General features: G+C 70.2%; 11 protein-coding genes. 4 read left to right on the plus strand and 7 right to left on the minus strand.

What is annotated here, in order from left to right; all coding sequences use genetic code 11:
* Window positions 1-25 precede the first annotated feature (25 nt).
* Window positions 26-4,642, minus strand: a complete 4,617-nt coding sequence (locus tag M8859_RS27380; RefSeq protein WP_249645020.1) for a cation-translocating P-type ATPase — start codon at window positions 4,640-4,642, stop codon at window positions 26-28.
* Between the two features lie 94 nt (window positions 4,643-4,736).
* The gene (locus tag M8859_RS27385; protein ID WP_249645021.1) at window positions 4,737-5,930 is read right to left on the minus strand and encodes an alcohol dehydrogenase catalytic domain-containing protein; all 1,194 of its coding nucleotides are present in this window, start codon (window positions 5,928-5,930) and stop codon (window positions 4,737-4,739) included.
* A 285-nt stretch (window positions 5,931-6,215) separates the two neighbouring features.
* Between M8859_RS27385 and M8859_RS27390 the strand changes: the two genes are divergently transcribed.
* Complete coding sequence (locus M8859_RS27390) at window positions 6,216-7,679, plus strand: aminotransferase class I/II-fold pyridoxal phosphate-dependent enzyme (protein WP_249645022.1); 1,464 nt, start codon at window positions 6,216-6,218, stop codon at window positions 7,677-7,679.
* Between the two features lie 34 nt (window positions 7,680-7,713).
* Complete coding sequence (locus M8859_RS27395; protein WP_159928722.1) at window positions 7,714-8,325, plus strand: flavodoxin family protein; 612 nt, start codon at window positions 7,714-7,716, stop codon at window positions 8,323-8,325.
* Window positions 8,326-8,378: 53 nt separating this feature from the next.
* On the opposite strand, the gene M8859_RS27400 is transcribed toward M8859_RS27395, so the two are convergent.
* Complete coding sequence (locus tag M8859_RS27400) at window positions 8,379-8,879, minus strand: hemerythrin domain-containing protein (RefSeq protein WP_159928724.1); 501 nt, start codon at window positions 8,877-8,879, stop codon at window positions 8,379-8,381.
* 138 nt (window positions 8,880-9,017) lie between these two features.
* On the opposite strand from M8859_RS27400, the gene M8859_RS27405 reads away from it, so the two are divergent.
* Entirely contained in the window at window positions 9,018-9,506 is a 489-nt protein-coding gene (locus M8859_RS27405) for a CinA family protein (RefSeq protein WP_249645023.1), read from the plus strand.
* A 7-nt stretch (window positions 9,507-9,513) separates the two neighbouring features.
* On the opposite strand, the gene M8859_RS27410 is transcribed toward M8859_RS27405, so the two are convergent.
* From M8859_RS27410 to M8859_RS27425, 4 genes are all read right to left on the minus strand, one after another.
* The gene (locus tag M8859_RS27410; RefSeq protein ID WP_195071019.1) at window positions 9,514-9,723 is read right to left on the minus strand and encodes a CDGSH iron-sulfur domain-containing protein; all 210 of its coding nucleotides are present in this window, start codon (window positions 9,721-9,723) and stop codon (window positions 9,514-9,516) included.
* Window positions 9,701-10,354, minus strand: coding sequence for a HemK2/MTQ2 family protein methyltransferase (locus M8859_RS27415; protein WP_159928737.1), 654 nt, complete (start codon window positions 10,352-10,354; stop codon window positions 9,701-9,703). The genes M8859_RS27410 and M8859_RS27415 overlap by 23 nt, the downstream gene beginning before the upstream one ends.
* 32 nt (window positions 10,355-10,386) lie before the next feature.
* On the minus strand, window positions 10,387-11,403 hold the full coding sequence (locus M8859_RS27420) for an iron-containing redox enzyme family protein (RefSeq protein ID WP_321209982.1): 1,017 nt from the start codon (window positions 11,401-11,403) through the stop codon (window positions 10,387-10,389).
* Window positions 11,404-11,534: 131 nt separating this feature from the next.
* Window positions 11,535-11,870, minus strand: a complete 336-nt coding sequence (locus tag M8859_RS27425; protein WP_159928739.1) for a histone-like nucleoid-structuring protein Lsr2 — start codon at window positions 11,868-11,870, stop codon at window positions 11,535-11,537.
* 701 nt (window positions 11,871-12,571) lie between these two features.
* Between M8859_RS27425 and M8859_RS27430 the strand changes: the two genes are divergently transcribed.
* Window positions 12,572-13,864, plus strand: a complete 1,293-nt coding sequence (locus M8859_RS27430; RefSeq protein WP_159928741.1) for a glycosyltransferase — start codon at window positions 12,572-12,574, stop codon at window positions 13,862-13,864.
* The last annotated feature ends 56 nt before the right edge of the window (window positions 13,865-13,920 follow it).

Genomic DNA, 13,920 nt, shown 5'->3' on the forward strand with positions numbered 1-13,920 from the left:
GGGCGGCGGTGTGCGAATCAGCGCCTCACCCTTCCTCCGCGATCTCCGGCTGGGGCAGCAACCGGGGAAGCAGCACCGCTGCGGCGGTGGCGGTCGTGGCGCATGTGGTCGCGATCCCCCACCCGATCGGATCCAGCGGGCGGCAACCGAAGTAGTGGCACAGCCCCGGCGTCATCACCACCGCACCGAGCACCGCCCCGCTCGCGGCGGTGGTGACCCACACCAGCGGGCTGCGGTAGCCGGAGACCAGCGTCTGGCCGAGTTGCGTTCCGATGAGCGCGACCAGGCCGATGGTGGCGGCGCGCCGCTGGGTGCCGGTCATGCGGCCGAGGGTCCACGCCACCGACGCGCTGGTGGCCGTGGCGACGCCGCGGACGCCGAGGGTGTGCAGCAGGTCCGTGCCCAGGTGCGCGGGCGGGAGTTCGGCGAGCCGCTCGGCCGCCCGCTGCGCTTGGGCCTGCGGATCGTCGTCGTCGTCGGGATCGACGGCCTCGCCGTCGCGCGACAGCGCGAGCGCCATGGCGGGGAACATGTCGGTGAGCATGTTGACCAGCAGGAATTGCCGGGTGCCCAGCGGCGCCTGCCCGCTGACGGCGGTGCCGTAGAGCGTGAAGGCCACTTCGCCTGCGTTGCCGCCGACCAGCACGCCGACGGCGTCGGTGACCCGCTGCCACATGCCGCGCCCTTCGACGAGGGCGTGCAGCAGCACCAGCGGGTCGGGACGGGTGAGCACCATGTCGGCGGCGTTGCGGGCGGCGACGGAACCCTGTGCGGCCAAGCCGATTCCGACATCGGCGGTGCGGATCGCGGCGGCGTCGTTGCTGCCGTCGCCGGTCATGCCGACGACGTGACCCGCGCGGCGCAGCGCCGCGACGATGCGCACTTTCTGTTCCGGGCTGACGCGGGCGAACACCGTGCCCTGTTCGATCAGCTCGGCGCGCGCGGTCTCGTCGAGCCGGTCGAGATCCCCGCCGGTCACCACCTCCCCCGCCTCGATGCCGAGCTGGCGGGCCACCGCCGCCGCGGTCACCGGGTGGTCGCCGGTGATCATGCGCACGCTAATGCCGTTGCGCTGCAACGCGGTCACCAGCGGGAGCGTCTGCGGGCGCGGGGCGTCGGCGAGGCCGAGGAAGCCGAGCAAGGTGAGTTCGACGACCGCCGCCTCGACGTCGTCGGGTTCGGTGCGCAGGTCGCGCCGGGCCACTACGAGGACCCGCAAGCCCTGTTCGGCGAGATCGCGCACCACCTGTTCGGCGCGCTCGCGCATGGGGTCGTCGAAGGGATGGTCGGTGTCGTCCACACGCACCTGCGTGCAGCGCGACAGCACAACTTCGGGGGCGCCCTTGACGATGAGCCGCAGTTTGCGGGCGGTGTGGCCGAGGGTGGCGGCGTAGCCGCGGTTGGATTCGAAGGGGATCTCCTCGATCGGGTCCCAGCGGCGGGCGTCGTCGCCGAGCACCTCGCCCGCGGCATCCACCACCGCGCGGTCGGTGGCGTGCACGATCGGGCCCTCGTCGGGGTCGGGGCAGGCGCGGGCCGCGGCCCGCAGCAGCCGGTGCGCGTTCTCCGAGCCCGCGTCCGGGGACCACTGCTCGTCGAGGTCGGCGAGGGTGGTCAGGCGCAGCCGCCCCTCGGTGAGGGTGCCGGTCTTGTCGAAGCACAGAGTATCCACGCGGCCCAGCGCCTCGACGGTGCGGCTGGCGCGGACCAGCACGCCGTGGCGGGAGAGCCTGCGGGCGGCCGCGAGCTGGGCGACCGTGGCCACCAGCGGCAGCCCCTCGGGCACCGCGGCGACCGCGACCGCCACGCCGTCGGCGATCGCGGTGCGCAGCGGCCTGCCGCGCAGGAGGCCGAGCCCGGTCACGACGCCGCCGCCGGTCAAGGTCAGCGGCAGGGCGCGGTCGGTCAAGCGGCGCAATTGCGCTTGCACGCCGCCTTTCTCCGGCGGTATGGCTCCGGCCGCGGCGCGGCCTGCCTGGGTGTCGGCGCCGACGGCCACGACGATCGCCCGGCCGGTGCCGTTGACCACCGTGCTGCCTTCGAAAACCATGCAGGCGCGGTCGGCCACCGCCGTACCGGGGGTGGCGGAGACCTGCTTGTCCACGGTGATCGACTCGCCGGTGAGGCCGGATTCGTCCATCTCCAGGTCGGCGGCGCGCAGCAGCCGCGCGTCGGCGGGGACCACGTCCCCGGACCGCAGCACGATCACGTCGCCGAGCGCGAGCAGGTTCGCGGGCACCTGGCGTTCGCCCGGCTCGTCCGCGTCGAGGTCCGCGCGATCGATGACGCGGGCGGTGAGCTGTTCGCCCTCGAACAACCGGTGCAGCGCGCCCTCGGCGCGCTGGCGCTGCCACGCGGAGACCAGTGCGTTGACCGCGAGCACCGACGACAGCAGCACCGCGTCCGACGGCGCGCCGAGCACGGCGGTGGCGACCGCGCCGACCCCGAGGATCGGGGTGAGCGGGTCGGCCAGTTCGCGGCGCAGCTGACCGGCGAACGACGCGGCCGAGGAGAGGACGCTCACCCCCGGGATGCGGGCGGCGGGGCTCGGCTGGGCTCGCTCCTCCAACGGAGCCGGCTGCGCCAGCCGGCTGAGCACCTCGCCGGCTTCCAGAGCGTGCCAGGGCAGCAACGGGGCGAGGGTGGCCGGTGGCTCGGTCCGCGCCGAACGCCATCCGGTGAAGGCGCCGCTGAGCAGACCGGTGTAGTGCGCGGCGGTCATGGGCGAAGCTCTGCCTGCGCTGGTCGGGGCCACGGCCAGCAGCAGTCCGCCCAGCGCGGCCGCCGACAGGGCCAGCGAGCGCCCGCGTTCGCTCACCTGACGAGCCGGACCGACGGCGGCCAGGACGCGGTCGGCCTGCCCGAGGTCGCGGCAGACCGCGTCGGCGGTCCAGGGGATCTGCAGTGCGTTGTCCTCTCGGACGGCCAGCCCGATCGCCACGTCGGCGAAGGCCAGCGCCCGGTGCGCGCGGGGGCTCAGCACGGCCACCACGTGACCGTCCTGCTGCAACGTGCGCACCAGCTTGCTCAGTGAGCGCGACGGAGAGACGAATTCGTCGGCCATGGAGCGCAACTCCGCGGCGTCGGCGTCGCCGACGAGGGTCACGCGCAGTCCCGCGCTGCGCGCACGCGCCAGCAGCGCGTGGGCCCGCCGGTCGAGTTCGCGACCGATCAGTACCCGTCCGACCGGTGTGCCGTTGTCGTGCAGTTCCCGCCATACCGGGCGGCGCGTCCCGCCTCGGTCGACCTTTCCGGTCGCGGCGTGCACCAGCCGCCGGTTGCCATCGGAGGACTGGAGACGATCGAGGTCGTCCGGTCGCGCGTCGCCCTCGGAGCCTTCCTCGGCTTCCTGACCCCACAGCAGGCGCTGGCTCACGCTCCACACGTCGGCGACCGACCACTTCTCGTGCGTCGTCTCGGCGTCGAGCACCAGCCTGCGTGCGGTCAGCAGCGACTCACCGTCGATGACCAGCGCCGACAATCGGTCCAGCCGCCGCCAGACCCGTGGGTGCAGCGTCAGCACCCCGGCCCGGCCCAGCGTCGTGGAGACCAGGGCACCGTAAGCTTCCCGGCTCGCTCGCGCCGCCTTGGGCGCTCCGAGTTCCAACGCGTCGGCCGCGCCGAACAGCCCACGCCCGCCGAGCACGGAGCTGACCGCACCCACCAGTGCACCCGCGGCCGTCTCGTCGGCCACGCGTTCGATCGGCCCCTGTGGCATCTCGACGATGCGGGCGGGCGCTGACAACGGTTCGCACACTTCCGCGGGACGGCGGTCGATCTCGGCCTCCCAGTTGCGCCATTGCGCGTACCTGGTCAGCGACTCGGTCAGCGTGAAACCGCGGTGCACCGCGTCGATCACCAGATTCGCCGTGCCCGCCGCGGCGCTGTTGCCCAGGGCGTTGCCGATGGCGTTGGCCGTGGTGAGCACCATGTCCGTCCGGGGACGGCCGAGCTGTTCCTCCAACCGTTTACGGATCCGCGGCTGGGTGTCGACGAACGCGGCGGCCGCGCGCAGTACCCGGGCGGGTGCGCGCAACGGCAGCACCGCCCCCACCGCCGACAGCCCGATCGCGCACACGTCGCCGGCGACCTGAATTCCCGCCGCCAGCAACGGCTCCCGGTCGCCGGGGTGCTCACAGCCGCGGCTCCAGTCCAGGTCGCCGACCGCGGTGTCGGCCTCGACCGACTCGATCGCCGACACCAGGGCGGGCAGATCGGCCGCACCGTGCTCCAGCGCGGCGACGACTCGTCCGGTCACCGCGTTCACCCGCCACCAGCGCACATCCCGGCGGCGGTCCAGGGTGCGGCGCAGCGCCTCGGTGACGGCTTCGCTCTTGCCGGAGTCCAGGCCGCGGACCTCGACGGTGGCCCGGTCCTCGTAGACGGCCACGCGGCGGCGCGAACGCAGTGCGTGCGGATCGACCAGCGCCGCCAACTCGTCGCGCAACTCCTCGTCGCGTCCCAGATTCAGCAGTGACGCACCTGCCCGGGCGCCGGCGGCCACTGCCTGCACCGGCGCCTGGGCGGCCCTGGTTCCCAGGCCGACTGCCTTCTCCACGCCCGCGCGGGCCATCTCAGCGGCTGCGGAGGTGGGCGCCTCGAGCCACCACGGCGAGACCACTCCGCGTAGTAAAAAGCTCATACCCGGCAGCTACCCAGGCGCGCAGAGAGCAAACAGTTCCCGGCCGCGGTCGCGGACGACCGCGGCGGGGTCCGGTGCGGACCCGCCGCGCCGATCAGTTCGTGGCGGTCGGGTCGAGGACGATCTTCACCGCACCGTCGGTCTTCTGCTGGAAACTGGCATAGGCCTGCGCCGCGTCGGTCAGGGGAAGGCGGTGGGTGGCGAAGGTGTCCACGCCGAGCGGGTCGCCGTCCTGCAGCAGCGGCATGATGTCGCCGACCCACCGGTTCACGTTCGCCTGCCCCATCCGCACCTGGATCTGCTTGTCGAACAGCACCCGCATCGGCATCGGGTCGAGCATGCCGCCGTAGACGCCGATGACCGAGATCGTGCCGCCGCGGCGGACGATGTCGATCGCCGAGTGCAGCGCCGCGAGCCGATCGATACCCGCGGTGTCCATCACCTTCTCGGCCACGAAATCCGGCAGGAACGCCGCCGAGCGCTGGGCCGCCGAGGCCAAGGGCGAGCCGTGGGCCTCCATGCCGACCGCGTCGATCACCGAGTCGGTGCCCCGGCCGTCGGTCCATCCCCGGATGATCGCGCCCACCGGCTCGTCGGCGTCGGTGAGGTCGATCACCTCCACGCCGCGTTCGGCCACCCGCGCCAGCCGCTCGGGAACCCGGTCGACGCCGATCACGCGATACCCGCGATGCGCCGCGACCCGGCACGCCATGTCCCCGATCGGGCCCAGGCCCAGCACGGTCACCGAACCGCCCTCCGGGACCGCGGCGTACTCCACCGCCTGCCATGCGGTGGGCAGCACGTCGGACAGGTACAGGAACCGCGAATCGGGCGGTCCCTCGGGCACCGTGATGTGGGTGGCGTCCGCGTGCGGCACCCGCAGATACTCCGCTTGCCCGCCGGGCACCTGTCCGTAGAGCTTGGAGTAGCCGAACAGCGCCGCGCCGCAACCGTATTCGCGGACCTGGGTCGTCTCGCACTGCGTGGGCAGGCCGGTCCGGCACATGTAGCAGGCGCCGCAGCTGATCTGGAAGGGGATCACGACGCGGTCGCCGCGGCGCAGACCGGTGACGGCCGAACCGGTTTCGACCACCCGTCCCATGGGTTCGTGGCCGAGCACGTCGCCGTTGCTCATGTAGGCGCCGAGCACTTCGTACAGGTGCAGATCGGATCCGCATATACCGGTGGAGGTGACCTCGATGATCGCGTCCGTCGGGGCCTCGATCCGTGGATCGGGCACCGTCTCCACGGCGACTTTGCGTCGTCCTTGCCAGGTCACTGCCTTCATCCGCGTGTTCCTCCTGTGGGGTCCGGTCTTGTCCCCGTGCTACCCGGGCGCCCTCGCCCGAAACGAGCGCGCCGGGTTCACCCGCGCCGGTCCGTTCTCCGCGTGCGAACACATACGCGGGTACGGGGGATCGCGCCGACGGCCCGCCGGACCGCTCGGCGCGCGAGCCGACCCGACGTGCGTAGCGGCCGCTGTTCGAGACCGCGGCGGCCCGCTTGCGACGGGTGTAGTGGATGGGTAGCACACCGGACGTGTGCCGTCGCCGAATCCGGGTAGGCGGAAGCCGTGGACCATACACGAGCTCCTCTGCTGGAAGCGCTTGCCGACTATCACCGACTGGGCCGGTACGGATTCACCCCGCCCGGACACCGGCAAGGACGCGGCACCGACGAACGGGTGTTGGACGTGATCGGCCGCGACGCCTTCGGCTCCGACGTGCTGGCCGTCGCCGGATTGGACGACCGGCTGGCACGCGGCGGCTACCTCGCCCGCGCCGAGGCACTCATGGCCGACGCGGTGCGCGCGGAAACCGCGTTCTTCTCCACCTGCGGCAGTTCCCTGTCGGTCAAGGCGGCCATGATGGCGGTCGCGGGCGGTCACGAGGGCGGCTTGCTCGTGGCGCGCGACAGCCACAAATCGGTGGTCGCCGGGCTGGTGTTCTCCGGCGTCCAGCCGCATTGGATCACCCCGCGCTGGGATACCGACCTGCATTTCTCGCACCCGCCCTCACCCGAGCAGGTCAGAGAAGCCTGGGACGCGCATCCCGACGCCGCGGGCGCGCTGATCGTCAGCCCCAGTCCCTACGGCACCTGCGCGGACATCGCCGCCATCGCCGACGTCTGCCACGAGCGGGGCAAACCCTTGATCGTCGACGAGGCGTGGGGCGCGCATCTGCCCTTCCACGACGACCTGCCCACCTGGGCGATGGACGCGGGCGCCGATCTGTGCGTGGTCAGCGTGCACAAGATGGGCGCGGGGTTCGAGCAGGGCTCGGTGTTCCACCTGCAAGGCGATCTCATCGACCCGATCCGGCTCAGCGAATGCGCCGACCTGCTGATGACCACGAGCCCGAACGTGCTGGTCTACGCCGCGCTCGACGGTTGGCGCAGGCAAATGGTCGAGCGTGGGCCCGAACTGCTGGGCCACGCGCTGCGCGTCGCCGGACGGGCCAGACAACAGCTCGCCGAGCTCCCCGGCATCACGGTGCTCGAGGACGAACTGCTCGGCGTCGAAGCCTCTCACGACCTCGATCGGCTCCAGGTCCTGATGGACGTGTCCGAGACCGGGGCCAGCGGCTACCAGGCGGCGGACTGGTTGCGCGAGCACCGGCGCCTCGACATGGGGCTGAGCGATCACCGTCGTGTGCTGGCGACCCTGTCGCTCGCCGACGACAAAGGCACCGTGGAGGCCTTGGTCGACGGCGTAGCCGCTTGGCGCGAGCAACTGACCGATCCCCAGCCGCCCCCCATCCACCTGCCCTCGCCCGGTGACCTGCAATTGGAGACCGTGATGCTGCCGCGCGATGCGTTCTTCGGTCCGGTCGAGACGGTGGACGCGCAAGACGCCGTGGGCCGCATCGCCGCCGAGCAGCTCACGCCGTACCCGCCCGGCATTCCGGTGGTCGTGCCCGGCGAGCGGATCGACGGCGCGGTGATCGACTACCTGCGCACCGGGCTCGACGTGGGAATGAACGTGCCGGATGCCGCGGACTCCAAGCTGCGCACGATCCGGGTCGTCGCCCGCGGCTGAACCGAAACATACTGCGAATCAGGAGGTTTCCCCCATGGCCGGACCGAGCGCCCTCGCACTGGTGTGCACACTGAAGAAGTCACCCGCCGAATCCAGCAGCGACCTCATCGCCCGCCAGGTGCTCGACGAGCTGGCCGGGCACGACGTGCAGGGCACGGTGCTGCGCGTGGTGGACTACGAGGTGCTGCCCGGTGTCACCGCCGATGAGGGGCCCGGCGACCAGTGGCCGTCGATTCGGGAACGGATCGCGGCGGCCGACATCCTGCTGATCTCGACCCCCACCTGGGTCGGGCACATGTCCTCGGTGGCGCAGCGGGTGCTGGAGCGTTTGGACGCCGAGCTGTCCGAAACCGACGATCAGGGCCGTCCCGCGATGGTCGGCAAGGTGGCCACGGTCGCCGTGGTCGGCAACGAGGACGGCGCGCACAAGATCGTCGCCGACCTGTATCAGGGGCTCAACGACATCGGCTTCACCATCCCCGCGCAGGGCTGCACGTACTGGAACGATCAAGCCATGGGCGGCACCGACTATCAGGACCTCGACTCGGTGCCGAAGGCGGTGGCCTCGGCGACCGCGGCGCTGGCCCGCAACGCCGCCCACTTGGCCCGGGTGCTCGGCGCCCAGCAGTACCCGCCCGCCGAATGAGTCCCGCGCGATGGCGCCCGACACCTGCGGAGGTGTCGGCGCCATCGCCGGTTTCAGGCCAGGACGGCGTCCACCGTCTTCTTCAGGGCAGAGGGCTGCGCCGGTGAGGTCGGCGCCTTCTTCCTGAGTTCTTGCAGCCGTGCCCCGATTTCCTGAAGCTGCTTGCGGCCCAGGCGCTCTCGCACCTTCGGGAACCACTCGCCCTCTTCCTCATCGATGTGATGGTCGACGTTCTCGATCAGCACGGTGGCCTTGGCGGTGAAGTGCTCGTCGTCGGGCTTCATCATCGCCAGCTCGGTGACCAGCACGTCGGCGACGTGATGCTCCTCGTAGGACTCCAGGATGTCCTCCTCGAGCTCGGGCACGAGTTTGCGCACCTCGGGGTACATGCACTCGTTCTCGAGGTAGGTGTGCACCGTGAGCGCCTCGATGATCTTGTTCACCACGTGGCCCTTGGTCTCGACGGCATCGTCGCCCGCCTTCTCGAACTCGCGGAACAGCCTCCGGATCACCTTGTGGTCGTCGCGCAGCAGCACGATCGCGTCGGTCGTCATCGCTTCATCTCCTTGCGTCGGGTGCCGGTCTTCTGCCGACATTCCCGGCGCCGCGTCGCGCAAACCCTGGCCCGCGCCGTTCGGCGAGACCCGGGCCGGACCGTATGGTGGGCCTGGAGACAGGCAGGAAGGACGGAAATGCCCCACGCGGACGAGTACGCACAGCAGCTGGCCGAATCGGCGCGGCAGTCCGAGATCACCGTGGCGGTCGCCGAATCGCTGACCTCGGGTCGGCTCTGCGCCACACTCGGCGCGGCGCCGAATTCCTCCGACTGGTTCCGCGGCGGCCTCGTGGCCTACAGCTCGCAGGTCAAGCACACGGTTCTCGGGGTGCCCGATGTGCCCGTGGTATCGCAGACCGCGGCCGAGGCGATGGCCACCGGTGTGCGAAGCCTGCTGAAAGCGGTTGTCGCCGTGGCGGTCACCGGCGCGGGCGGCCCGGATCCGCAGGACGGCCAGCCGCCGGGGTCGGTCTGGTTCGCCATCGCCACCGAGCACGACGTCCACGCCTGGCACCGGCAGTTCGAGGGCGACCCGAAAGACGTGCTCGATCAGACCGTCGCCTGCGCGACCGAGTCGCTGCTCGACACGGTCCGCGCCCTGGGCGCGGACCGGTCGCGGGCATGACCCGCGGTCACGACGACCGGCGATGCTTGCGGTGGCTGGTGTCGCACAGGGGGTAGTTCTTCGAGCGTCGGCACAGGCACAGCGCCACCGCGAAGCGGTCACAGCGGATCGTCCGGCCGTCCGGGGTCACCAGTTCGACCGGCCCCTCGATCAACGCCGGGCCGTCCGCGGTGAGCGTCACCCGCCGCCACTGTTCATTGCCGGATGCGGTCGGCACGGATAACCACCAGATCTTCCATTCGCTGGCCGGGTTCGATCAACCCGGCCGCCTCCAGCCAGTCCGCGCGGCGACGCAGCACAGGCCCGAACGGCACGGTCGCCCGCGCCACGATCGCGGCCTTCAGGTCCCGCTCGCGCAACTGGACCAGGGTCGAATCGGGATCGCACAACGCCGAATGCACGATCAACGCGACCCCTCGCGGTTTCAAGAGGGTGGGCAGCGCCGCGCACAACTGGTCCAGTACCGCCCTGCCCCGGATCCCGGCGTCCCACGCGCGGGCGATGCCGCGGCTGTCGGTGCCCGCGGGAGCCGGCACATACGGTGGGTTGGCGAGCACCAGATCGAAATTGCGCCCGCCGAGAACCGCCGCGAAATCACCGCGCAGCACTTCGGCGTCGATGCCGCGCATCCTGCAGTTCAACCAGGCGGAGACGACGGCGGCTCGGGACACGTCCACGGCGGTCACCCTCGCCGCTCCCGTACGCGCGGCGGCGACGGCCAAGGCTCCGGTGCCGGTACACACGTCCAACGCATGCCCGCCACGCGGGACGCCCGCCTCCGACAGGGCACGAGTGAGCAACCAGGTGTCCAATTGCGGCGGGTAGACGCCGGGGGGTCGAATCAACATCACGTTCTGGCGAGTAGCCCGCCGCGCGCTGCTTAATCGTCCACCTCGCCCGGTCCGCTCCCGGTCTCCCGCAACGAACTGCGTCCGGCGCCCCAGGCATCCAGCACATGATCGGCGAATCGGTCCTCGAGCAGGTTCGTCACCTGGATGCCGAACGCCACCGACTCGGTCAGGCCGGGCTCCCGCCGCAGCAGGTCGCCGATCACGCCGGTGCGCATGATCTGCTCGTGCACGGCGTCGGCCTCGACGTGTTCACGGTAGAACAGCACGCAGGCCGGGTCGGCGTCCAGACGCTCCAACGCCTCCACCAAGCGCTGGGCGCCGGGCGGAGAAGTGATCTCCACCGCGGCGAAGTGCCCCACCAGCGCACCACGCCACACCCGGTGCAGCCCGAACAGCGACATCATGTTCACCAGCGCGAGCATCGGGGCGGGCACCACGTCCAGATAGTGCAGGTATCCCGGGTTCAGGCCGGCGCCGGCCAGCAGATCGGCATACAGCTGCGCGTGCACGCGTTCGCCGCGCCCACCCCCGAACTCGTCGAATTCGACCGCCACCAGCGACGCTTTGGCTTGGCCGCGCAGCCGGGGGATCACCCAGGCATAGGGGTCGGCTTCTTTGTGGTGATAGATCGAACGGTGCACGAAGTACTCGCGCATCTGCCACCATTCGCCCTCGTCGCGCAGGAAGCGGCTGGGTCCGGCCGGGTCGGCGGGTGTGATGAGCAACTGGTCGAGTTCGGCGTCGAGATCCGCTCCGCCTGGCACGTCGTCGCGCAGCGCGCGCAGGAACCGCTGTTCCATCGCCGCGCGCAGACCGAGCAGGCCCGGATCCCATTCCCAGCCCGCGTCCACGGTCGTGAACCCGTGATAGTGCAGCTCGTAGCAGGTGTGCAGGGCCAGATGCAGATCCTCGCCGTACGGGTCCACCGAACCCGCCTCCGGCACCGAACCGCCCGGCTCGCCGCGCAGCAACTCCACTACCGCCTCCGACAACTCTCCGCGGGGCCGGGGCAGTTCGTGCGTCTGGGCGTCTGTCATGACCGTCATAACGGTCGCTTACCCCGGAAAAGCGGGGTTATCGCGGCATCGCTGCGGAAAGAATGCACGGCGGCCGTCCCGCGCCGCGGGTGCGACGGCGCGGGAACAGCAAACCACTATCGATGAAGACTTTCGCGGAGCTACCCGTTCGCCTTCTTGTACGCCTCGACGACCTCGGCGGAGATCCGTCCCCGCGCCGACACATCGATGCCGTTCTTGCGCGCCCATTCCCGGATGACCGTGGCCTGTTCCCGATCGGTAGCCGACCGCAGGACACCACCTCGGCCGCGACGCGCACGGCCGACCTTGCGAGCGTATGGAACCCACTGCTCGAAGAATCCGCGCAACTGACCGGCATTGTCCGCCGACAAGTCCATCTCGTAGGCCACGCCGTCCACGGCGAAAGACACGGTTTCCTCGGCCTGAGACTTGCCGTCGTAGTCATCGACCAGTGTCACGACGACCTTGCGTGCCATGTAGATAATCCCTTCACGGTTACCGAGCGCGTGCAGTCGAAAAAACAATCTTAGCCAGTAGATAACAGATCAGTTCCGCCCTTGGAACAGCGGGGTCCTCACCGCTGGACGGGATGCGCCGCGAAGAGTGCACCGGCCCGACGGTTGATCCTTCACATATTGCACGCGCGCACAGCCGGGCCGCAAACGACCTCCCGCACAGGACGGTCGACCATACTCCGACGGCAGCGCGCAGGGCGGCACGTCGATCGGATCGTACGCAGTCCGTAATCCGCCAGAGTGACTGGCCCACGGAGAGACACATGCACCGGAACGCACCGGGAAACCCGGTGGAGCGCGCGGATTTCCGGCGGCACCGACGCGAAGCCCGCAGCCGGTTACCTCCCATTGCTGAGAAGAGATACGGCCCGGTCGCGGCTTAGTCTGGACGACGCCCGGTCGAGCCGGAATACTGGCGTGCGCCGGTTTCGCAGGAGTCGACCACACGTGGTGTGGCGCATGCGTTCGGACGAAAGGAACTATCTCCCGATTCTGCAGACAGGCAGTCGGCCCGTTGAGAACGGCGGGGGGCCGAGTACCGTTCCGAACTCTTTCGAGAGAGTGGGACATCCGCGGGAAGCGGATCCCAGCAACGAATCAGATGTCGGCCGATTCGCGGAATTCGGCCAGACGAGCCAAGTGCACGAGCGGAAGTCGATAGTATGCGTGTGGCCTTGTTGCCCGCAGGTACGCGGGGCGATCATCAACCGTATCTCGCGTTGGCGCACGAGTTCCGCACCCGCGGGCACGAGGTGGAGATCACCGCCACCCGCAACCAAGCGCACATCCTGCGCAACGCGGACTTCGAACCCCATGTGATTCCCTTCGACGCCGCGGAATTGCTCGAGACGACCGAGGCCAAGCGGGCCCTGGCCTCCGGCAAGACGCTGCCGTTCGTTCGCATCATGCTCGACACGGTGAAGATCATCGAAGGTTCGCGCGGCGTGGCGATGCACGAGGTGCTCGTGAAAGCCTGTGCGGCGGCGGATGTCGTCGTCGCCTGCGCGTCGACGCTGCCGTGGGCGATGGATTTCCGCGAGAAGACCGGCACGCCGGTGATCGGCTGCCTGCCGTATCCGCTCGAACGCACCGATGAGTTCCCGTCGTCGTTCATGGCGAAGAACATGACGTCGTCCCGATTTCTGTCCCGGGCGAGTTATAGCCTCTTCGAATTGTCGTATACGTTCTTGTATCGCAAGGTCGACCGTCGAATGCGCCGCGAGATGGGACTGCCCGGTAAGCCGCGCAATCCTTTTCGGCGACTGCGTGACGAGCGGATACCGCTCGTCCATATGGTGAGCCCGGTGTTGCTGCCGAAGCCGCACGATTGGTCCGAACGCGCGACGATCGTGGGCGCTTCCATCCTGCCGCCGCGACTGCGTGACGCCTGGGGCGAAGCGGTCGTCGATCCGCGACTCGACGCGTGGCTGGACGAAGGCCCACCTCCGATATATTTCTGCATGACCGGAATGCCCGTTCTCGATCCGGTGGAATGCCGCGCGATGATCGCGACGGTCTGCGCGCGATTGGGCACGCGGGCCCTCCTCACGGTGAAAGGCGAGGGTTTCCCGAAGGGATTCAGCGCCGACCGGACTCTGCTGGTCATCGACTCGTTCGACTACGACCGCGTCCTGCCGCGATGCAGCGCGGTGGTGCACCACGGCGGCAGCGGCAATACCCATGACGTGGTGCGGGCGGGGATTCCGGCCGTGGTGATACCGGTGCACAGCGATCAATTCTTCTATGGCTGGCGGATCGCAGCGCTCGGTATCGGGGCCACCTTCCCGTATCGCGAGATCACCACCGAGCGCCTGTATCAGGCGTTGGCGCAGGCCTTGGCGCCGCGAGCGCGGCAGCGAGCCGCGGAGATCGGCCGCACGGTCGCACAGGAGAACGGCGTGCTCGCGGCGGTCGACGCCGTCGAGGAACTCGCCGCCGCGGCCGTCCGACCATGAGGACGGTCGGCCGCCGCGTCGGTGCGCGGCGTTCGCCGATGAGCGCACGACAACCG

It is taken from the genome of Nocardia sputi (assembly GCF_023501985.1).

What these genes read in the sequence shown, in the direction of transcription:
- M8859_RS27380 (WP_249645020.1), bottom strand. Translation starts at nt 4,642, where the DNA reads ATGAGCTTTTTACTACGCGGAGTGGTCTCGCCGTGGTGGCTCGAGGCG.
- M8859_RS27385 (WP_249645021.1), bottom strand. Translation starts at nt 5,930, where the DNA reads ATGAAGGCAGTGACCTGGCAAGGACGACGCAAAGTCGCCGTGGAGACG.
- M8859_RS27395 (WP_159928722.1), top strand. Translation starts at nt 7,714, where the DNA reads ATGGCCGGACCGAGCGCCCTCGCACTGGTGTGCACACTGAAGAAGTCA.
- M8859_RS27400 (WP_159928724.1), bottom strand. Translation starts at nt 8,879, where the DNA reads ATGACGACCGACGCGATCGTGCTGCTGCGCGACGACCACAAGGTGATC.
- M8859_RS27405 (WP_249645023.1), top strand. Translation starts at nt 9,018, where the DNA reads ATGCCCCACGCGGACGAGTACGCACAGCAGCTGGCCGAATCGGCGCGG.
- M8859_RS27415 (WP_159928737.1), bottom strand. Translation starts at nt 10,354, where the DNA reads ATGTTGATTCGACCCCCCGGCGTCTACCCGCCGCAATTGGACACCTGG.
- M8859_RS27420 (WP_321209982.1), bottom strand. Translation starts at nt 11,403, where the DNA reads ATGACGGTCATGACAGACGCCCAGACGCACGAACTGCCCCGGCCCCGC.
- M8859_RS27425 (WP_159928739.1), bottom strand. Translation starts at nt 11,870, where the DNA reads ATGGCACGCAAGGTCGTCGTGACACTGGTCGATGACTACGACGGCAAG.
- M8859_RS27430 (WP_159928741.1), top strand. Translation starts at nt 12,572, where the DNA reads ATGCGTGTGGCCTTGTTGCCCGCAGGTACGCGGGGCGATCATCAACCG.